General features: G+C 72.1%; 17 protein-coding genes. 11 read left to right on the top strand and 6 right to left on the bottom strand.

What is annotated here, in order from left to right:
• The first annotated feature begins 187 nt into the window (after positions 1 to 187).
• Entirely contained in the window at positions 188 to 655 is a 468-nt protein-coding gene (locus EDM04_RS03280) for a pyridoxamine 5'-phosphate oxidase family protein (protein ID WP_123619733.1), read from the top strand.
• 355 nt (positions 656 to 1,010) lie between these two features.
• On the opposite strand, the gene EDM04_RS03275 is transcribed toward EDM04_RS03280, so the two are convergent.
• The 3 genes from EDM04_RS03275 to folP form a co-directional block, all read right to left on the bottom strand.
• On the bottom strand, positions 1,011 to 2,081 hold the full coding sequence (locus tag EDM04_RS03275; protein ID WP_123619732.1) for an NAD(P)/FAD-dependent oxidoreductase: 1,071 nt from the start codon (positions 2,079 to 2,081) through the stop codon (positions 1,011 to 1,013).
• A gap of 89 nt (positions 2,082 to 2,170) precedes the next feature.
• A complete protein-coding gene (locus tag EDM04_RS03270) occupies positions 2,171 to 3,607 on the bottom strand; it encodes a bifunctional oligoribonuclease/PAP phosphatase NrnA (RefSeq protein WP_123619731.1) in 1,437 nt (478 codons plus the stop codon).
• Positions 3,608 to 3,643: 36 nt separating this feature from the next.
• Positions 3,644 to 6,325, bottom strand: a complete 2,682-nt coding sequence (folP, locus tag EDM04_RS03265; protein ID WP_123619730.1) for a dihydropteroate synthase — start codon at positions 6,323 to 6,325, stop codon at positions 3,644 to 3,646.
• Between the two features lie 134 nt (positions 6,326 to 6,459).
• On the opposite strand from folP, the gene EDM04_RS03260 reads away from it, so the two are divergent.
• The 3 genes from EDM04_RS03260 (at position 6,460) to EDM04_RS18670 (ending at position 8,569) form a co-directional block, all read left to right on the top strand.
• Positions 6,460 to 7,542 carry an ABC transporter ATP-binding protein gene (locus EDM04_RS03260; RefSeq protein WP_123619729.1) on the top strand — a complete coding sequence of 361 codons (1,083 nt, stop codon included), beginning with the start codon at positions 6,460 to 6,462 and terminating at the stop codon, positions 7,540 to 7,542.
• Complete coding sequence (locus tag EDM04_RS03255; RefSeq protein ID WP_123619728.1) at positions 7,539 to 8,294, top strand: ABC transporter permease; 756 nt, start codon at positions 7,539 to 7,541, stop codon at positions 8,292 to 8,294. The genes EDM04_RS03260 and EDM04_RS03255 overlap by 4 nt, the downstream gene beginning before the upstream one ends.
• Positions 8,295 to 8,464: 170 nt before the next feature.
• Entirely contained in the window at positions 8,465 to 8,569 is a 105-nt protein-coding gene (locus tag EDM04_RS18670; protein ID WP_394338974.1) for a zinc ribbon domain-containing protein, read from the top strand.
• A gap of 509 nt (positions 8,570 to 9,078) precedes the next feature.
• Here EDM04_RS18670 and ilvA read toward each other — a convergent pair.
• Together ilvA and EDM04_RS03235 are read right to left on the bottom strand one after the other, a co-directional pair.
• Complete coding sequence (gene ilvA / locus EDM04_RS03240) at positions 9,079 to 10,290, bottom strand: threonine ammonia-lyase (protein ID WP_123619725.1); 1,212 nt, start codon at positions 10,288 to 10,290, stop codon at positions 9,079 to 9,081.
• A 272-nt stretch (positions 10,291 to 10,562) separates the two neighbouring features.
• A complete protein-coding gene (locus EDM04_RS03235) occupies positions 10,563 to 11,036 on the bottom strand; it encodes a gamma-glutamylcyclotransferase family protein (protein ID WP_123619724.1) in 474 nt (157 codons plus the stop codon).
• Positions 11,037 to 11,184: 148 nt separating this feature from the next.
• Here EDM04_RS03235 and EDM04_RS03230 point away from each other — a divergent pair, with 148 nt between their 5' ends.
• From EDM04_RS03230 to EDM04_RS03205, 6 genes are all read left to right on the top strand, one after another.
• Positions 11,185 to 12,630 (top strand): MATE family efflux transporter, encoded by a 1,446-nt coding sequence (locus tag EDM04_RS03230; RefSeq protein WP_123619723.1) that lies wholly within the window; start codon positions 11,185 to 11,187, stop codon positions 12,628 to 12,630.
• A 51-nt stretch (positions 12,631 to 12,681) separates the two neighbouring features.
• Complete coding sequence (locus EDM04_RS03225; protein ID WP_123619722.1) at positions 12,682 to 14,190, top strand: stage II sporulation protein M; 1,509 nt, start codon at positions 12,682 to 12,684, stop codon at positions 14,188 to 14,190.
• Positions 14,191 to 14,296: 106 nt separating this feature from the next.
• The gene (locus tag EDM04_RS03220) at positions 14,297 to 14,797 is read left to right on the top strand and encodes an Hsp20/alpha crystallin family protein (protein WP_123619721.1); all 501 of its coding nucleotides are present in this window, start codon (positions 14,297 to 14,299) and stop codon (positions 14,795 to 14,797) included.
• Between the two features lie 120 nt (positions 14,798 to 14,917).
• Positions 14,918 to 15,346 carry an Hsp20/alpha crystallin family protein gene (locus EDM04_RS03215; RefSeq protein ID WP_123619720.1) on the top strand — a complete coding sequence of 143 codons (429 nt, stop codon included), beginning with the start codon at positions 14,918 to 14,920 and terminating at the stop codon, positions 15,344 to 15,346.
• A 75-nt stretch (positions 15,347 to 15,421) separates the two neighbouring features.
• The gene (locus tag EDM04_RS03210; RefSeq protein WP_123619719.1) at positions 15,422 to 16,054 is read left to right on the top strand and encodes a protein-L-isoaspartate(D-aspartate) O-methyltransferase; all 633 of its coding nucleotides are present in this window, start codon (positions 15,422 to 15,424) and stop codon (positions 16,052 to 16,054) included.
• A gap of 67 nt (positions 16,055 to 16,121) precedes the next feature.
• Positions 16,122 to 16,925 carry a protein-L-isoaspartate O-methyltransferase gene (locus EDM04_RS03205; RefSeq protein ID WP_123619718.1) on the top strand — a complete coding sequence of 268 codons (804 nt, stop codon included), beginning with the start codon at positions 16,122 to 16,124 and terminating at the stop codon, positions 16,923 to 16,925.
• 24 nt (positions 16,926 to 16,949) lie between these two features.
• Here the strand turns inward: EDM04_RS03205 and EDM04_RS03200 are convergent, their stop codons facing one another.
• Positions 16,950 to 17,426, bottom strand: a complete 477-nt coding sequence (locus tag EDM04_RS03200; RefSeq protein WP_123619717.1) for a carboxypeptidase regulatory-like domain-containing protein — start codon at positions 17,424 to 17,426, stop codon at positions 16,950 to 16,952.
• A 95-nt stretch (positions 17,427 to 17,521) separates the two neighbouring features.
• On the opposite strand from EDM04_RS03200, the gene EDM04_RS03195 reads away from it, so the two are divergent.
• Positions 17,522 to 18,681, top strand: a 1,160-nt coding sequence (locus tag EDM04_RS03195; RefSeq protein ID WP_164471076.1) for an ATP-binding protein, incomplete at its 3' end; no start/stop codon positions are given.

The raw sequence follows: 18,681 nt of genomic DNA, 5'->3' as shown, positions 1-18,681 counted from the left end.
GGTCCGCCCGGATCCCTCGCTCTCGTCGCGGGTCCCCGCCGCCGCGGATCCCGCCCCACCGCAGATCCCCCCCGCAGCCGCGGACCGGTTCCGCGGCCCCTCCCTCCGTCGACGGCCGCCAACGGCCGCCGGCTCCGTCTCGCCCGGTCTCGTGTCCTTTATCCCCTCGTACCCAGAGAGATAGCGTATGGCGACGAGAAGCGAGGTCGAGATGTCCGACGCGGAGGTCGACGCGCTCCTGTCCCGGCACGAGACCGGAGTGCTGTCCCTCGCGCGAGACGAGACCCCGTACGCGATCCCCATCTCGTACGGGTTCGACGAGGAGTCGCGGACCGCCTTCCTTCGGCTCGTGTCGACGCCCGACAGCGAGAAGCGGGAGTTCCTCGCGTCCGACCCGCAGGCCCGGATCGTGGTGTACGAGGAGGGCGGCGAGGGTGACCGCGAGGAGTACGCGAGCGTCGTCGGCGTCGGCACCCTCCGCCGGGTCGAACTCGACGATCTCACGCCCGAGACGATCGCGCAGTACGGCGAGGCCCAACGCCCCCTGTTCGAGATCTGGGCGGAAGGGAAGGCGGACCTCGACATCGAGCTGTACCGGTTCGAGCCCGAGCGACTCACCGGGCGGACGGTCGTGGTGGATCGCGACGCAGAGTAGGAATCCGTCGGTTTGAATCGGTTTTTCGCCGATCGCTTATAAAAGGACTCCGGTGACACTGCGGTGAACACCTCCAAAGCCCCAACCGGTGAGGCGGGCGCACGCTCGCTGCGCGCTTCAGTCGCTCGCGGTGCTCGCTCCTTGCAGTGCTTGCGTCGCCTGCGCCCGCCTCGCCGGCTGCCCCTTTGAGTCCCACCCCGCACCGCACAGCAACCGCAGCCTCATACCTCCCCAGCCTCGCCGCTCGCTTCGCTCGCGGCGTCCCTCGCGCGGCGCTCCTCGCGCCCTTATCAGGGCGCTCGGAGGCGCGCGCCGACGGCAGAATCTGTTTATAAAGAGTCGCTACCGGTGTCGCTCAGTCGTCCGCGGCCGCGGCGTCGGCGGTCGGCTCGTACAGCTCGCCGGCGCGCTCGCGTTCGGTGAGGTACGCGTCGACGTCGAGCGCGGCCTGCACGCCCATCCCGCTGGCCGTGGCCGCCTGCTGGTAGTGGAAGTCGACCACGTCGCCCGCGCCGAAGAGGCCCTCGACGCCGGTCGCGGTCTGGTTCCCGCCGCGGCCGCCCTCGGTGATCAGGTAGCCGTCCTCGTCGGTCTCGATCCCGGTCCCCTCCAGGAAGTCCGTGTTCGGGGTGTGGCCGATGGCGAAGAAGACGGCGCCCACGTCGAAGTCGTACTCGTCGACCTCGTCGGCGGTGGCGGGGTCCTCCAGTTTCTCCTTCGGGTGGCCGTCCGGGTGCTCGACGAGGGTCACGCGGTCGATCCCGTCCTCGGGGGTGCCGTGGATCTCGGTGAGCTCGGTGTTCAAGAGGAGCTCGATCTCGCCGTCCTCGACCTTCTCCATCGTGCGCTCGATCCAGACGTCCTCGGCGCGGAACTCCTCGCGCCGGTGGGCGACGTAGACGGTGTCCGCGAACTTCGTCAGGAAGTTCGCCTCCTCCATCGCGGCGTCGCCGCCGCCGACGACGAGCATGTCCTCGTCGCGGAAGAACGCGCCGTCGCAGGTCGCACAGGTCGAGAGCCCGTACCCCATCAGCTCGTCCTCGCCGGGGACGCCGAGGGTGCGGGCGCTGGCGCCCGAGGCGGCGATGAAGGCGTCGGCGGTGTAGACGTCGCCGTCGGAGAGCTCGACGCGGAAGTGGCCCGCGGGCTCTTTGGTGACGTCGACGATGACCCCGTTTCGGGTCTCGGCGCCGAACTTCGTCGCCTGCGCTTTCATGTCGTTGATCAGCTCCGGCCCGGAGATCCCCTCGGGGAAGCCGGGGTAGTTCTCCACGTCGGTGGTGAGCGTGAGCTGGCCGCCCGGCTCGTCGCCCTCGATGAGCAGGGGGTCGTTGTTCGACCGCGCGGCGTAGATCGCGGCGGAGAGCCCCGCGATTCCCGTGCCGGCGATCATCAGTCGGCGGTGTTCGACGGTGTCGTCGGTCATGGATACCGCTTCGCCGTCGCGAAGTATGTAGGTTGCGCCCTCGGACGCTGGCGGCGGCAAACCGGGATCCGCGTCCGAGACGCACCGACTCAGTCGGTCGGGAACTCCGGCAGCCCGCCCGTCGGCGGCGAGGGGGCGTCGTCGAGCGCCTCGAAGAAGCGCCCGGCGACGAACGCCTCGACGACGTCTTCGAGCGACTCCTCGTCCGAGACCTCTTGGAGGATGCCGAGCGGGACCTGCGCGCCGGCCATGGTCGCGTGGCCGCCGGCGGAGCCCACCGGATCGAGCGCGTCGCGGAGCAGTTCCCCAACGTCGAGGTCCGCGCTGCGCGCCCGCGCGGACCCGTAGATCACTCCGTCCGTGTAGCCGAACACGAACGTCACCGCGATCCCCTCCAGATCGAGGAGACGATCGGCCGCCTGCGCGAGGGCGTCCCGGTCGGCGATCTCGCCGACGCAGGAGGCGACGGTCGAGCCGCGGACGTCGCGTCCCTCGATGGCGCGCGCGAGCACGCGGAGCGTCTCCGGGCTCACGCTCGGGCTCTCGACGCGCTCGAGCGTCGACTCGTCGGCGTAGGTCGACAGCGACGCGGCCGCCTCGAAGTCCGGGATCGAGGTCGACCGCGTGAAGTCCTTCGTGTCGATCCGGATCCCGTACAACAGCGCGGTCGCGAGCCCCCGGTCCGGCTCGACCCCGAGCCGCGAGAGGTACTCCTCGATCAGCGTGCTCGTCGCGCCCGCGTCCGGCCGGATGTCGACGAACTCCCCGGCGACGGGCCCCCGCGGCGGGTGGTGGTCGACGACGATAGTGACCGGATACCCCTCGGGAAGGCTGTCGTTGATCCCGGCGCGGGAGTGGTCGACCAGGGCGACCCCGTCGTAGTCGTCGAGGTCGATGTCGTCGAAGGTCCGCAACGAGAGGTCCAGCAGGTTCACCATCGCGCGGTTCTCCTGATGGGCGATCTCGCCGCCGTAACAGGCGTCGGCGGGGACGCCGACCTCTTCGGCGACCCGCGCCAGCCCGATCGCGCTCGCGATGGCGTCGGGGTCGGGGTTGTCGTGCGCGACGACGAGGAGGGGGCCGGAGAGGTTCCGGAGCGCTCGCAGCAGCCGGACCGGCTCCTCGTCGGCGTCGACGCCGGTCGCCTCGCGGACCCGGGAGACGACGGCCTCGACGGGGTCGACGACGCGGTCGGCGACCGCCTCCAGCGCCTCCTGCTGGGCCGCGGTCGGGTTCGTGCCGACGTGCGCGACGATCATCGCGTCCGGGTAGCGGCGCCGCGCGGCCTCCGCGGCGGCGACGTTCCGCGCTGGGTCGTCGCTCGCGACCAGCACGACAGCGGCGCTGTCGGGGTACGTCGCGGGGTCGGTCGGATCGGCCTCCACGGTGGCGACGTTGCGGTCGCGCAGGGTCGAGACCCACCCGGTGTCGTCGGTGATCGCGACGAGCTCGCCGCGCTCCTCGCGGGTGCGCTCGACGAGCGTGTTCCCGACCGCGCTACAGCCGAGCAGCAGACGCCGGGCCATACCGGCGAGAGGGGTCCGCGACGCAAAACGCTGCCGTCATTCCGCGGGGCCGTTCCCCTCGGCGTCGTCTTCGGGGCCCTCCCTGACCCCTCGCTCCCCGCCCCCGCGCAGGGACCCGTTCACCGCGGCCGCGACGTCGACCGCGGCGCGGTTCTCGGCGACGTCGTGGACTCGGACGATGTCCGCCCCCCGATCGGCGGCGAGCGCGGTCGCGGCGACGGTGGCGTGCTCGCGGTCCTCCGGCCCTCGGTCGACCGCGCCGTACATCGACTTGTGGGAGTGCCCGATCAGCACCGGGCAGTCGAGCGCGTCGAACTCCCCGGCGCGGTCGATCAGTTCGAACGCCTCGGCGGCCGACTTGCCGAAGCCGATCCCCGGGTCGACGATCACCTTCTCGCGGTCGATCCCGGCGGTCTCGGCCAGCGCGAGCCGCTCGCGGAGCGCCGCGATCACGTCGTCGACGGCGTCGTCGTACTCGGGGTCGTTCGTTGGGTCGACCGGGGCGTCGAGGCTGTGCATCACCACGACCGGGCAGCCGGCGTCGGCGACGACCTCGCGCATCTCCGGGTCCGCCAGCCCGGTCACGTCGTTGATGACGTCGGCGCCCGCCTCCAGCGCCGCCGCCGCGACCGCCGGCTTCCGCGTGTCGACCGAGACCAGCACGTCGCCGTCGGCGACCGCCGGCACCGACCGGATCGCATCGATGGTCGGAACCACCCGGTCGATCTCCTCGTCGACCGGGACGGGCTCGGCGCCCGGTCGCGTCGACTCGCCGCCCACGTCGACGACGTCGACGCCCGCCTCGACCATCCGCTCGACGCCCGCGACCGCGTCGTCGAGACCGGCGTGTCGTCCCCCGTCGTGGAACGAGTCGGGCGTGACGTTGAGCACGCCCATGACCGCGGTGCCGTCGGTCCAGGGGTAGTCGTCGGGGGCGGAATCGTCGGCGTCGGAGTCGTCGTCGCCGACAGCGCCGCCGTCGGAACCGCCGATCCCGAGCCGGTCGGCGATGTCGTCCGCGATCCCGTCGAACCCCTCCCCCTCGCGCTCGCGGAGCCGGTCGAGCAGCTCGCGGTACTCGGCCACCGTCCCCGCGAGCGTGACCGGCACGCGCTCGCCGCCCGGAACGCGCCCCTCGCCGGCGCCGAGCCCGCCGATCGCGGCGGCGCCGCCGACTCCGCGGAGGGCGGCGGCGATCCGCTCCGCCCGGTCGCCGCGGAGCCGGAGGGAGAGGACGCGGTGGTCGATCCCGTCGCGTCGCCGTCGGTTCGCGCCGGATTCGATCTCGTCCGGCGGCACTCCCCCGGCGTCGAGCGCGCGGGCCGCCTTCGCGGCCGGGTCGTTCCCTCCCCCGACCGACCGCGGCGTCACGGTCCGCATGCGCGCCGCGCGCGCCTCCGCGACCGCGAACAGCGAGCCGACGAGCAGCACGCAGTCGTCGGGGCCGGCGCGCTCGACCGCGGTCTCGAGGGCGGCGGCCACGTCGCCGCCGGCGGTCACGCCGTCGACGCCGGCGGTCCGGAGCGCGGCGGCCAACACCTCGGGGTCCTCCGCGCGGTCGAGGTCGGGGCGACAGGTGACCGCCGAGGCGGCGTCGGGGAGCGCGCTCGCGGCGCTCGCGTGGTCCTTGTCGTGCATCGCGCCGTACACGAGGTGGAGGTCGTCGTAGTCGTACTCGGCGAGGGTCCCCGCGAGGGTCCGGCAGGCGGCCGGGTTGTGCGCGCCGTCGAGCACCGTCAGCGGGGCGGTGTCGACGACCTCGAACCGGCCGGGCCACGTCGCCCGCGCGAGGCCGTCGCGGACCGCGGCGTCGGGGAGGGCGGGGGAGGAACCGCCGGATCTGCCCCCGAGGGCGGCCACGGTGCGCCGGGCGAGCGCGACCGCGATCCCCGCGTTCGTCGCCTGATGGCCGCCGACGAGGGGGATCCGGTAGGTCCCGGTCACCTCGCCGGACAGCGTCACCTCGGCGTCGGTCGGGCTCACGCGCCCCTCGTAGGCGACGGAGAGGGCGGGGTCGGCCTCGTCGTTCCCGTCCGCGTCCCCGCCCTCGCCCGCCCTCGCGACCGTCGCGACCGGGGCGCCCGCGTCGTCGGCGACCTCGCGGACGACCGAGAGCGCCTCGCCCTCGCAGGCGGTGACGAGGGGCGCGCCCGCGCCGGCGATCCGCGCTTTGGTGCGGGCGATCTCCGCGATCGTGTCGCCGAGGACCGCGGTGTGTTCGAGCGAGACGTTGGTGACCGCGGTCGCGACGGGGTCGACCGCGCTGGTGGCGTCGTACTCGCCGCCGAGCCCGACCTCCAAGACCGCCACGTCGACCTCGCGGCGCGCGAAGTCGTGGATCGCCATCGCCGTCACGACCTCGAAGAAGGTGAGCGGTTCGCCGGCCGCGGCGCGCTCGACGAGCCACGGTTTCGCTTCTTCGACGAAGTCGGCGATCGCCGCCTCGGTCATCGCCAGCCCGTCGACCCGGATCCGCTCGGCGAGCGCGGAGAGGTGCGGGGATGTGTAGAGGCCGACCGAGAGCCCGGCCTCGCGCAGGACCGACTCGGTCATGCGCGCGGTGCTCCCCTTCCCGTTCGAGCCGGCGACCTGCACGAACGACACGTCTTCTTCCGGGTTCCCGAGATGGTCGAGGAGGGCCGCCACGCGCTCGGTCCCCGGCTTCACCGAGAAGCGGCGGAGGTCGAAGAGGAACGCCGCCGCCTCGTGGTAGTGCATACGCCGTGGGTCGGCTCGCCGTCGCTTATGCGTAACGGACCGGGGCGATCGCGGCCCTACGCCCCGGCTTCTCTCGTCGACCCGCCCCGCTCGGAAGAGCAACCCTTACGCGCGCGGCATCCCGACGCGTTCACATGAACGAGAGTGCGGCCGCGTCGACGTCCGCGGCCGAGGACGGGGACCCGGACCGCGACGCCGACGCCGCCGGTTCCGACGCCGCCACCGACTCCTCCCCGGTCGTCGTCGGCGAGGGCGTCCGCAAGACGTACGGCGAGGTCGTCGCGCTCGACGGCGTCGACCTCCGGGTCGAGCCCGGCGAGGTGTTCGGGCTCATCGGTCCCAACGGCGCGGGGAAGACGACCTTGGTCCGCGCGCTGACGGGGACGACCGAGGCCGAGGGCGACCTGCGGGTGTTCGGCGCCCCGCCGCGAGAGGTCGCCCCGCAGCGCATCGGGCTGCTCCCGCAGTCGTTCGACCCGCCGGAGCGGCTCACGGCCTCCGAGCTGGTCGACTACTACGGCGGGCTGTACGACGCGGCGCGCGACACCGACTCCGTCCTCCGGGACGTGGGGATGGCCGACGACGCCGACGCGTGGTACGAGACGCTCTCGGGCGGACAGAAGCGCCGGACCTGCGTCGCCACCGCGGTCGTCAACGACCCCGATCTCCTTTTTTTGGACGAGCCGACCACGGGGATCGACCCGGCCGGCCGGCGGTCGATCCACCGGCTGATCGAGCGGCTCGCCGACGACGGGACCACCGTCTTCCTCACGAGCCACGCGATGGACGAGGTCGAGCGGCTGGCCGACCGCGTCGCGCTCCTCCGGGACGGCGCGGTCGTCGCGGTCGGCGCCCCCGACGAGCTGGTCGCCGAGCACGGGGGCGAGCCGAGCTTGGACGTCACGCTCGACGGGCCCGCGTCCGAGGCGGACGCCGAGGCGGTTCGGGAGGCGCTTCGGGGGACGATCTCAGAGGGGGTCGCGGGCGCGTCCTCGTCTGCAGTCGAGTCCACCCGCGCGGGCCTCCGGATCGCGGGCGTCCGACCCGAGGGGATCGGCGACGCGGTCGACGCGCTGGAGGCGGCCGGGATCGCCTTCGAGTCGCTCGCGTGGTCCGAGCCCTCGCTCGAGGACGTGTACCTCCGGCTCACGGGCGAAGAGTATTCGCCGCGGTCGGGGGCGGTCGATGAGGAGAGCCCCGACGGGGGCGACCGATGAGCCGGTTCGGGCGGATCGCGACCGAGGCGAGCGCGGCGTCGCGGTCGTTCCTCCGCCGGCGGACGGCGGTGTTCTTCACCTTCTTCTTCCCCGTGATCCTCGTCGTGATCTTCGGCGCGCTGGTTCAGACGCAACCGACCGGCGGCGGGCTGTTCGCGGAGCCGGCCGGCTACTACGTCCCCGGCTACCTCGCGGTCGTCGTGCTCTTTACGCCGCTGTCGCGCGTCGGCTCCGAGATCGCTCGCCACCGCGACGGGGGTCGGTTCGAGAAGCTGGCGACGACCCCGCTCTCGCGCGCCGAGTGGCTGCTGGCACACACGCTGGTCAACGTCGCGATCATCGGCGCGGCGAGCCTGCTCATCCTCGGGCTCGTCGTGGTCGTGACTGACGCGGAGCTCGTGATATCGCCCGCGCTCGCGGCGCTCCCCGTCTTCGTCGCGGTCGCTGTCGCGCTCTTTTGCGGGCTCGGCGCGTTACTCGGCGCGCTCTCGGACTCGCAGGACGGCGTGATCGCGGCAAGCAACACGGTCGCGCTCCCCCTGCTGTTCCTCTCCGAGACGTTCGTCTCGCCCGAGATGCTGCCGGAGTGGTTCCTGCCGGCCGTCGCCGCCTCGCCGCTGACGTACTTCGCGCGGGGGACGCGAGCGATCGTCTACGAGCCGGGGCCGTGGGTCGGCGATCTGGCGGTGCTGTCGGGCCTCGCCGTCGCGTTCCTCGCGCTGGGGGCGTACGCGGTCCCGCGGACGGACTGAGAGACGGGTCGGTCTGGGAGCTCTCGGACGCGAGCGCCGCGGTTCCTCTCGATCCCGACGCGGGATTTTCAGGTCCCGACACGGAAGCCGGTCATTTATATCGGCCGACGCCGTCCCCGACAACCAGAGGGAAAGCGTTGCCCACCGTTCAATTCACCTGCTCGGACTGCATGCAGACCATCGAGGTCAACGACGAGATGCGGGAGACGATCCTCGCCACCGGCTGCCCGGTCTGTACGACCCCGGCCAGCGAGGAGGACTTCGACGACGAGTAGCGGCTTTAGCGTCGATAGGCGGGTGATTTTGCGCTCGGCTGTTTATAAGTGATCGCCGATGTTGCGGTGAACACGTCCAAAGCCCCAGCCGCTCGCTTATAAGTGGCTGCTGTCAACTGTTCACACGTCGTCAACCACGCGGTGAACACCTCCAAAGCCCCAGCCGCTCGCTTATAAGTGGCTGCTGTCAACTGTTCACACGTCGTCAACCACGCGGTGAACACCTCCAAAGCCCCACCGGCGACGACTCGCGCGACTCGCTGTGCTCCTCACTCGGTCGCTCACGCTGTTCGCTCCCTCGTTGCGGTGCTTACGTCGTCGAGCGTCGCCCTCGCCGGCTGCCCCTTTGAGTCCCACCCCGACCGCGCCGCACAGCACCTCACACCTCCCCAGCCTCGCCGCTCGCGCTTAAAAGCGCTCGCGGCGTCCCTCGCGCGTGCTCCTCGCGCCCAGAGGGGCGCTCAGAGGCACGCGCCACCGCACATATGTTTATAAGTAGTCGTCGGAGTTCACGAGAGGATCTCGACCACGTACCCGTCGGCTTCGAGGGCATCGACGATGTCGGCGGCGTGCTCGGCGTCGTCGGTCTCCAGTTCCAGTTCCAGTTCCGCGGCGTTGACGGCCACGTCCCGCGAAGTCCGGTCGTGGTGGACCGCGTACACGTTCGCGCCGGTGCGCGCGACGATGCTGGAGACCCGCTCCAGCTCCCCCGGGCGGTCCTTCAGGTCGATCGTGATCTTGAGGTACCGGCCCATCTGGACCAGTCCGCGCCGGATCACGGTGCCGAGGCGGTTGAGGTCGATGTTGCCGCCGCAGAGCGCGGCGACGATCGTCTCCTCGTCGTCGTACTCGAACGCCTGCGAAAGGACGGCCGCGAGCGCGACCGCGCCGGCCCCCTCCACGAGGGTCTTCGACCGCTCCAAGAGGAGCGTGAGCGCTAAGGCGATCTCGCGGTCGTCGACCGTGACGACCTCGTCGACGTACTCCGCCATGACTTCGAGGGTCTGCTGGCCGATCGACCGGGTGGCGATCCCGTCGGCGATCGTGTCGACGCTGTCGATCTCGTGGACCTCGCCCTTCTTCAGCGACTCGCCGGCCGAGGCCGCGCCCTCGGCCTGCACCCCGACGACCCGCACGTCCGGGAGCTGTTCTTTGATCGCGACCGCGACGCCCGAGATGAGCCCGCCGCCGCCGATCGGGACGACGACCGTGTCGAGATCGGGGCAGTCGTCGACGATCTCCAAGCCGAGCGTCCCCTGCCCGGCCATCACCAGGGGGTCGTCGAACGCGTGGACGTAGGTCCGGCCCTCCTCGCGTTCCAGCTCGTGAGCGTACGCCTGCGCCTCGTCGTAGTCGACGCCCTCCAGACGGACGCTGGCGCCGTACCCGCGGGTGGCCTTCACCTTGGAGACGGGCGCGAACTTCGGCATCACGACGGTGGCGTCGACGCCCGCGCGGTCGGCCGCGAGGGCGACGCCCTGTGCGTGGTTGCCCGCGCTCGCGGTGACCACGCCGGCCTCGCGCTCGCTCTCGGAGAGCGTCGCGATCCGGTTCATCGCCCCGCGGATCTTGAACGCGCCGGTGCGCTGGAAGTTCTCCAGCTTGAGGTGGACGTCCGCGCCGCTCATCTCGGAGAAGGTCCGCGACCGCTCTAAGGGGGTGTGGCGGGCGGCGTCGCCGACGCGCTCGCGCGCCTCGCGAACGTCGGAGAGGCTGATCATGCGCGGGTATCGCTACGCCGGGCGCTAATCGGTTCCGGTCCGTTCCGTCTCGCCGCCGAACGCACGAACGGGGCGAGCCGAGACCGCGCGGAGGCCGATCCGCGGGCTCGCCGTCCGTGACCGAGCCAAAGGCTCGCCGTTTGTGAAAGGGGGAATGCACGCGTGTGACGTGCAAGTAGAACGAAACGTGCCGAATACAAAAAGGTAGGGCTAGCGGAGTGAAAGTGAAACCGCACGACTGCGGCGCCGTCATACCTCCGTCAGACGGGATCTCAGGGGGTCAGACGGACCCGGACGTCCTCTCGTTTTAGGTAGCGATCGACCCGCTCGGCGAACCCGAGACTTTCGCGGCCGCCCTGGCCACCTTCGCGGTAACCCTCGCCGCCGTCGCTCTCCGCCGCTCCCGCTTCGCCGTCCACCTCGCCCGGCCACGTCGCGTCCGCGTCGAGCCGATCCGGGTCGCCGACGTACACCGCCGCCTCCTCGGGATGCCCATCGGACGCGTCGAGCGGAACCGATATCCGACGGTAGAGACCCTCTCCGACGCACTCGTACTCGTCGAGGGTCTCCAGCTCCTCGGTGCGGAGGAGCCGCCCAGCCGTCTCGCCGCCGGGCGCGAGCGTCGGATATCGCCCTTCGACGAGACGGAGTCCGAACAGCGTCGCCGGCCCGACGTACACGTACGAGTCGAGCACCTCGGCGACCCGCTCCGGCTCGGTGAGCGTTCCGTACACGAAGACGTCCATGTTCCATGTGTGTCGTTCACACGCTTCAACGTTCTGGCGGCGCGGCGTCTCGGAGCGGAGAGCGAGCCGCTTTCGGCGAGCGAGCCGTATCGGCGGGGGCCGCCGGCTCCGACACGTAAAAACCCCGGCCGTCCCTCCGCGGTGACACATGGACCTCCCGCGGCTGCGGCGCGTCTGGACGCGCGTGTTCTCGCTCGCGTGGCCGGTCATGGCGGAACAGACGTTCCGCACCGCGATGCGGACGACCGACGTCCTCGTCACCGCGCTGTTCTCGCCGGCGGCCGTGGTCGCGATCGGCCTCGCCGACCTCTACGCCCGGTTTCCCCTCCGGATCGGGCTCGGGCTCGGCGGCGGGGCGATCGCGCTCTCCTCGCAGGACACCGGCGCCGGCGCGACCGACACCCGCGACGAGGCGGTGACGCAGGCCATCCTCGTCGGCGCGCTCGCGGGGATCCCCTTCGCGCTCTTCGGGCTCCTCTTCGGCGAGCAGGCGATCGACGTGTTCGGGCGGCTCGTGGGCGAGCGGACCTCGCCGGAAGTCGTCTCCCTCGGCTCGACGTACCTCGGGATCGTCTTCGCGACGGCCCCCGCGCGCCACGTCGCCCTGGTCGCCGCCCGCGCGCTGCAGGGAACCGGCGACACCCGAACCCCGATGTACGTCAACGTCGCCGCCAACTCCGTCAACATCGCCGGGTCGGTCGCCCTCGGGTTGGGGCTGTTCGGCCTCCCGCGGCTGGAGGTCGTCGGCGTCGGCCTCGCGACCGCCGGCGCCAACGTGCTCACGGCCGGGCTCCTCTGTCTCGCCATCCGCGGTCCGTGGACCGAGGCGTCGTTCGCGCGTCCCCGGGACCTCACGATCGCGAGCCAGCTCCTCCGGGTGAGCGCCCCCCGCGTGCTGGAGGGGTTCGGCTCGGAGATCGCCGAGTTCCCCTTCAACGCGCTTCTCTTGGGCTTCGGCGAGTCGGTCAACGCCGGGTTCCAGATCGGACGGCGGGTGTACCAGCAGGTGACCGGGCCGCTCTCTCGCGGGTACAACGTCGCCGCTTCGGTGCTGGTCGGGCAGTCGCTCGGCGCTGGCGACCCGAGCGAGGCGCGGTTCAACGGGTGGGCCGTCGCCGGGCTGGGCGCGCTCACTGTCGGGGCGATCGGGCTCGCCCTCGTCGCGCTCGCACCCCGGCTCGTCCCGCTGTTCACCGACGACGGCCCCACGATTGGGTACGCGATCGACTTCGCCCGCGTCTACGGGCTCGCCGGCACCGCCTTGGTCTGCTTCTCCGCGCTCTCCGGAGCGCTACAGGGGGCGAGCGAGACGCGGATCCCGCTCGTCGCCCGCGTCTCCGGGATGTTCGGCCTCTTCCTCGGGGCATCGTGGCTGCTCGGGCGCACGGCCGGGTTCGGCCCGCAGGGGGCGTATGTCGGCGTGTTCCTCGCGTACGCGTGGATGGCGCTCGTCGTCGTCGCCGGCTTCCGGTACTCCGAGTGGGCCGATCGCGCCGCGGAGATGATGGCAGAGCGCGGGAGCGGCGACGCCGGCGACGGGTCGTCGGCGGACGGCCCAGCGCCGGACGATCCGCCGGACCGCGCCTCGGAGTGACCGACCGAATCGCTCGGGTTTCTTAAGTACCGGACGGCCGAACCGGTTCGCATGGATCTGTCATCCGCGGTCTCCGCCACCGCCTCGACCCTCCGACGGCGCCCCGCCGACCTGCTCCCGTTTTATTTCCTCGGCATGTCGGTCCCCGTCGTCGCCCGGATGGGCCTCTTCGTCGCCCTCGCCGGGACGTACCTCCACTACGAGCTGACCGGTCGGCTCGACGACGCGCGCCGGGCGCTCGCCGAGCTAGATCTGACGCCGCCCGACGCGCAGGACCCAGAGGCCGTCCAGGCCTGGGCCGAGAGCGTCGCCCCGGCGCTCGAACCCCTCGCGTCGCCGACCGCGATCCTCCTCGTGACCGTCGGCGCGCTCGCGACCCTCCTGTTGGCGATCCTCACGTACGCCGCGGTCTCCGCCGGGCAGATGTCGGCGGTCGCGGGACGCGTCCGCGGCGGCCGCGGGCTCACCGCCGGGATCGCCGGCGTGCGCGGACGCTGGCTCACGTTCCTCGGCCTCTACGTCGCCGAGCTCCTGCTGTGGGTGGGGGTGTCACTGCTCGCCGGACTCGCGATCGCCGGGGCGTTCCTCGTCAATCCCTTCCTCGGCGCGCTGGTCGCGCTGGTCGCGCTCTTGGTCGGGCTGGTCGTCCTGCTCCTCGTCCGCGCGGTGTTCGCCTTCGCGCCGGCCGCGGTCGTCATCGACGAGGCCGGCGTGGTCGGCGCCGTCAAGGGCGCGGGCGGATTCATCCGGTCGAACCCCGTCGACGCCCTCGCGTACCTCGTCGTCGCCGTCGGCGTGCTCGTGGCGATCTCCTCGGCGGCGTCCGCGCTCGCGTTCCTCGGGGGCGGAGCCGTCGTCGCGCTCGTCAGCGCGGTCGTCGTCGCCCCCGCGCTCGACCTGCTCAAGACCGTCCTGTACGGCGACCACCGCGGCGCGGTCGCCCCGGTTGAGCCGGTCGACGCCCGCCTCCGCGACCAGTTCGTTGGCGGCGTCCGCCGCGGCTGGCGTGAGATGACCGGATTCGTCAGACGAACGCCGGGGCTACACGCGATCACCATCCTCGTCGGCGTCGGATTCGGCGCGCTCGGCTGGCTCGCCGTCGATCCGTTCGTCGGCGCGGTCACCACGTCGATCGAGGCGCGGCTGGTCGGCCATCTCCCGCCGGCGGCCGCGCTCAACTTCTTCGGAAACAACTGGTCGGTCGCGATCGCGACCTCCTTCGGCGGCGTCGCGCTCGTGGTCCCCGCGCTCTCGTCGATCGCGTTCAACGGGCTCGCGCTCGGCGCCACCGCGGCGTTAGAGGAGAACCTCGCCGCGCTGCTCGCGTTCGTCGTCCCCCACGGGATCCTCGAGATCCCCGCGCTGTTCGTCTCCGGCGCGCTGGGGATCCACCTCGGGATCGTCTCGTGGCGGGCGTTCCGCGGCCGCCTGTCCCGCGAGGCGTTCGCCGACGCGCTTGAGAACGGCTTCTGGGTGCTGATGGGGGTCGGCGCGTTGATCGCTGTCGCCGCGCTCATCGAGGGATTCGTCAGCCCCTACTACTGGCGGCCGTTCCTCTAAGGGCCCGGCGCCTCGCGGTCCGCCGCCGCCCGTTTCCGCGCGTTCGACGCGTGCCTTCGACTCCCGCCCGTACGTTCAAGTCTCTCCGTCCCGAATCCTGACCTGTATGACGCGACGCGATCCGTTCACCGAGATAGAGGACCTGATCGAACGAATGGGGCGGGAGTTCGAGGAGCTCGGCGGCACGCTCGACGCCCCGGGACCCGGCGTCCCCGGATACCCGGCCGGCCGCGACGTCGCCGTCGACGTGATCGAGGACGACGAGGAGATCACCGTGCGCGCCGACCTCCCCGGCTTCGACACTGACGAGATCGAGGTGGAGCTCCACGACGACGCCCTCTCGATCGCGGCCACCCGCGAGGAGACGCGAGACGCGGAGGCGACCGTCGGCGAGAGCGACGCGACCGAGGGTGACGCAGCAAGCGACGGGGACGTTCGCTACCACCGCCGCGAGCGCCGCCGTCGAGCGGTGTCGCGACGGATATCCCTCCCCGAGCCGGTCGACCGCGACGGGACGACGGCCTCGTACGACGACGGCGTGCTCACCGTCACCCTCCCCAAGCGATCGCCGTCGGACTCCGCCGGCCACAGCATCGACGTGAACTGATCGGCCCGCGATCGGATTCTCTCGTCGCCGTCGTTTCGCGCCCTCCGAGCCGGCTGACGCGAGCTATCACTTATCCTGTCGTCTTTAATACCACAGAGTTCGTCTATAGGGTGAGCAATTATGAACAGAACCAACCCCTTCGACGAGATCGAGCAGTTCCTCGGCCGCACCTCCTTCGGCGGCGACCGCGCGTGGGGACGTGACCTCCGGACCACCGACATCGACGTGGCCGAGTACGACGACGAGTTCGTCGTCATGGCCGACCTCCCGGGATACGACCGCGAGGACATCGACGTGCGCGCGACGGACGGGCGGCTCACGATCACCGCCGAGCGCGACGCGGAGCGAGAGGCCGCGGAGAGCGAGGACGCGGACCGACGATACCTCCGACGCGAGCGACGCCACGAGTCGATCACCCGGTCCGTCGACCTTCCGGGACACGTCGTCGACGAGGACGCGAGCGCGACGTACCGCCACGGCGTGCTCACGGTCACGCTTCCGAAGGCCGCCGACGAGGCAGACGGCGGCCACCGGATCGACGTGGCGTAGGACCGGTCTGTCCCCGCCTCCCGCTTTCTCCCCTCCCCCGACACTTTCTCCACGCGTCGCGTGCTACATCGACCCATGGACGACGCCGACTACGACGCGGCGCGCCGCGCGCTCGTCGCCGGGCTCCGCCGTCGGCTCGACGTCGACGAGCGGACGCTCGCCGCGATCGAGTCGGTGCCGCGACACGCGTTCGTCCCCGAGCGCGACCGGTCGCGCGCCTACGCGGACCGGCCGCTTCCGATCGGCCACGACCAGACGATCAGCGCGCCCCACATGGTCGCGGTCATGACCGATCTGCTCGACGTCGGACCCGGCGACCGGGTGTTCGAGGTCGGCACGGGCTGCGGCTACCACGCCGCTGTCATCGCCGAAGTCGTCGGGCCGGGAAACGTCTACAGCGTCGAGTACGTCCCGGAGCTGGCCGAGACGGCCCGCGAGCGGCTCCGACGACTTGGGTACGACGTGACCGTCCGTGCCGGCGACGGGCGGACGGCGTTCCCGGACGAGCCCCCGTTCGACGCGGCGTATCTGACCTGCGCACCGACGGGGGGCGTTCCCGACCAGATCGTCGACCGCGTGCGGACCGGCGGCCGGATCGTCGCCCCGGTCGGCCGCGCCGGCGCACAGCGGCTCGTCAGACTGACGATCGGCGATGAGGGCGTCGACCGCGAGGACCACGGCGGCGTCCGGTTCGTCCCGATGCAGTGAGGCGCGTGGTGGCAAGCGACACGGCGCCGAGCGAGCGGTTTTAGAGGACCGAGCACCGAGTCGGGCCATGGACGAGGCGTCGCTTCGGGCCGACATGATCGAGGGGCTCGAACACCAGATCGGCGAGACGCTGGACGAGCCCGTGCTGGCGGCGCTCCAGCGGGTCTCCCGGGACCCGTTCGTCGACGACGCCTCGACGACCGGGGACGAGACAAGCCCGGGAGGCGGGGGCGGCGGGAACGGAGACCGGTCGCTCGAGCTTTCGACCGTCGTGCGACTGATCTCCGCGCTCGACGCCGCCGAGGGCGACGAGGTGCTCGTCGTGGGCGCGGGCGTCGGCTACTCGGTCGCGCTGCTCGCCGAGATCGCGGGCGCGAAGCGCGTCCACGCGGTCGACATCGACCGCGAGGCGGTCGCGATCGCCCGTTCGAACCTCTCGACCGCCGGATACGGCGCCGTCCTCGTCGACCGGCGCGACGGTGCGAACGGACTCCCCGAGTACGCCCCGTACGACCGGATCCTCCTCGAAGCCGGGGTCGTCGAGCCGCCGCGCGCGCTCCGCGACCAGCTGGCCGAGAGGGGTCGGATCGTCTACCCCCGCGGGACCGCGGTCCAGACGATCGCCGCGATCGAACCCGATCCGGAGGGAGCGGCGTCCGGCGGCACGGCGGACGACGATGACGCACCGAAAGGGTTCCGGACGGTGGAGACGGGCGGCCCGGCGCGGCTCCAGCCGATGCTCGTCGACGGCGAGCAGCGCGGCGTCGAGCGGAACCGCACGCGCCGCGAGGACGCCGAGCGCGCCGAGCAGGGCCACTTCGCGCGCCACGGCTGGGAGCAGGACTGGATCGACTGGGACGACCGACTCTGATCACTCCGCGACCACCAGCTCTGGTCACTCCGCGACCACCAGCACCTCGGTGTTCCCGCGCTCGTCGACGTAGTCCCCTTCCGCCGGCGGTTTCACCTCGACGGTGAGCGTGCCGTCCGGCTGGTTCGGTCCGAGCTCCGGGTCGACGTCGATCGTCGCGACCCCGTCGGAGTTCGTCGTTCCGGTGGCCACGCCGTCTATCTGCGCCGATCCGCTTCGCACGATCACCGTCGCGTCCGCGACCCGAGACCCGTCCGGATCGAGGACGGCGACCTCGATCGATTGGTCGCCCGGCGTCGTCACCTCCGGCTGCGGCTGCGCGTCCAGCTCCGTCGCCGACAGTCCCTCGATGTCGCCGATCATCCCCATCATCACGCTGAGGCTCGCGACGCCGACGACGAGGGCGATCACCAGCCTGACCGGCAGGCCCTCGATGGCCCGACGGTCAGAGCGAAACGATCGGTCGTTCGCGGTGCGTCCGTCCCGTTTCGAGTGCGACATACCGTCGGTGGCCGCGGTATCACTGATAAAGGGTCGGACGGATCGGTAGGCGTCCGGTCCCGACCTTTTTGTGCGATACCGCGGCCACCGCGGCTATGCACGTGCTCGGACGCGACTCCGGTTCGGACGACGGGGACGCCCCTGATGGGACCGCCTCTACCGGCGCGAGTGACGGGACGGACGGAGAACGGCTCCCGACCGTCCGGCTCGGATCGTTTCTCGCGCGCGACGGCAGCGCCGGCGCCCCGGTCGGCGTGGACGCCGACGGCCCGCACGCCGGCGTCGTCTTCGGCAAGCGCGGCACCGGGAAGTCGTACACGCTCGGCGTCCTCGCGGAGGGGCTCGCCGCGTTGCGCGGCGTCGCGCCGGTCGTGATCGATCCCATGGGCGTCTTCGGCGGGCTCCGGGCGGCCGGCGGCGAGGTGGTCGAACCGCGGGTCCGTCCGGCTGCGATCCCACCTGAGGCGTGGCCGGATCTGCTCGGCCTCGATCCGTCGAGCGGCCCGGGGAGCCTGCTGTGGCGGGTCGTCGCCGACGCCCTCGACGCCGCCGGCAACGCTACCGGAGACGGCTCGGAGGGGTCCGGCGAACCGTCGCTCTCGATCGCGGCGCTTCGCGATCGCGTCGACGACGCGGACGCGCCCGCGGCGGACCGCCGTGCGGCCGCGAACCACCTGCGGCTCGCCGAGTCGTGGGACGTGTTCGACGCGGACGCGCCGCCGATCGTCCGACTCGTCGGCGACGGGGACCCGACCGTGCTCGACCTCGCCGGCGCCCCGGAGGCGGCCGCGGCCGCGGTCGTCAGGGCGGTCGCTCGCGGGCTCTACGACGCTCGGATCGACGGCGACCTCGGCCGGCTCCCGTGGCTGCTCGTCGACGAGGCGCACGCCTTCTTCGGCGGGGTCGCCGACCCCGCGCTCCGGACGCTTTTGACCCGCGGCCGCGCGCCCGGCGTCTCGCTCGTCTGTGCGACGCAGCGCCCCGGCGCGCTGCCGAGCGTCGCCGTCTCGCAGTCGGATCTCATCGTCGCTCACCGACTCACCGCCGAGCGCGACCTCGACCGGCTCGCCGAGGCGGAGGCGACCTACCTCGCCGGCGACCTCGCCTCCCGTCTCCCGGGCGGGACTGGCGAGGCGCTCGTCGTCGACGACGCGACCGAGACCGCCCACACCGTTCGAGTCCGCGAGCGGCGGACTCCGCACGGCGGCGGCAGCCCACGCGCGAGCCGTGCAGAGGCGGGCBCGGGGGSCCCCCC

Source organism: Halorubrum sp. CSM-61 (assembly GCF_003781945.1).
Classification (GTDB): Archaea; Halobacteriota; Halobacteria; order Halobacteriales; family Haloferacaceae; genus Halorubrum.
Note: the sequence above shows the minus strand (reverse complement) of the source record. Positions and strands in the feature narration are given on the sequence as shown.

Coding starts and splice junctions, on each gene's coding strand:
- EDM04_RS18670 (WP_394338974.1), top strand. CDS start 8,465: ATGCAGACCATCGAGGTCAACGACGAGATGCGGGAGACGATCCTCGCC.
- EDM04_RS03270 (WP_123619731.1), bottom strand. CDS start 3,607: ATGGCCCGGCGTCTGCTGCTCGGCTGTAGCGCGGTCGGGAACACGCTC.
- EDM04_RS03275 (WP_123619732.1), bottom strand. CDS start 2,081: ATGACCGACGACACCGTCGAACACCGCCGACTGATGATCGCCGGCACG.
- EDM04_RS03235 (WP_123619724.1), bottom strand. CDS start 11,036: ATGGACGTCTTCGTGTACGGAACGCTCACCGAGCCGGAGCGGGTCGCC.
- ilvA (WP_123619725.1), bottom strand. CDS start 10,290: ATGATCAGCCTCTCCGACGTTCGCGAGGCGCGCGAGCGCGTCGGCGAC.
- EDM04_RS03260 (WP_123619729.1), top strand. CDS start 6,460: ATGAACGAGAGTGCGGCCGCGTCGACGTCCGCGGCCGAGGACGGGGAC.
- EDM04_RS03205 (WP_123619718.1), top strand. CDS start 16,122: ATGGACGAGGCGTCGCTTCGGGCCGACATGATCGAGGGGCTCGAACAC.
- EDM04_RS03200 (WP_123619717.1), bottom strand. CDS start 17,426: ATGTCGCACTCGAAACGGGACGGACGCACCGCGAACGACCGATCGTTT.
- folP (WP_123619730.1), bottom strand. CDS start 6,325: ATGCACTACCACGAGGCGGCGGCGTTCCTCTTCGACCTCCGCCGCTTC.
- EDM04_RS03225 (WP_123619722.1), top strand. CDS start 12,682: ATGGATCTGTCATCCGCGGTCTCCGCCACCGCCTCGACCCTCCGACGG.
- EDM04_RS03220 (WP_123619721.1), top strand. CDS start 14,297: ATGACGCGACGCGATCCGTTCACCGAGATAGAGGACCTGATCGAACGA.
- EDM04_RS03210 (WP_123619719.1), top strand. CDS start 15,422: ATGGACGACGCCGACTACGACGCGGCGCGCCGCGCGCTCGTCGCCGGG.
- EDM04_RS03280 (WP_123619733.1), top strand. CDS start 188: ATGGCGACGAGAAGCGAGGTCGAGATGTCCGACGCGGAGGTCGACGCG.
- EDM04_RS03255 (WP_123619728.1), top strand. CDS start 7,539: ATGAGCCGGTTCGGGCGGATCGCGACCGAGGCGAGCGCGGCGTCGCGG.
- EDM04_RS03215 (WP_123619720.1), top strand. CDS start 14,918: ATGAACAGAACCAACCCCTTCGACGAGATCGAGCAGTTCCTCGGCCGC.
- EDM04_RS03230 (WP_123619723.1), top strand. CDS start 11,185: ATGGACCTCCCGCGGCTGCGGCGCGTCTGGACGCGCGTGTTCTCGCTC.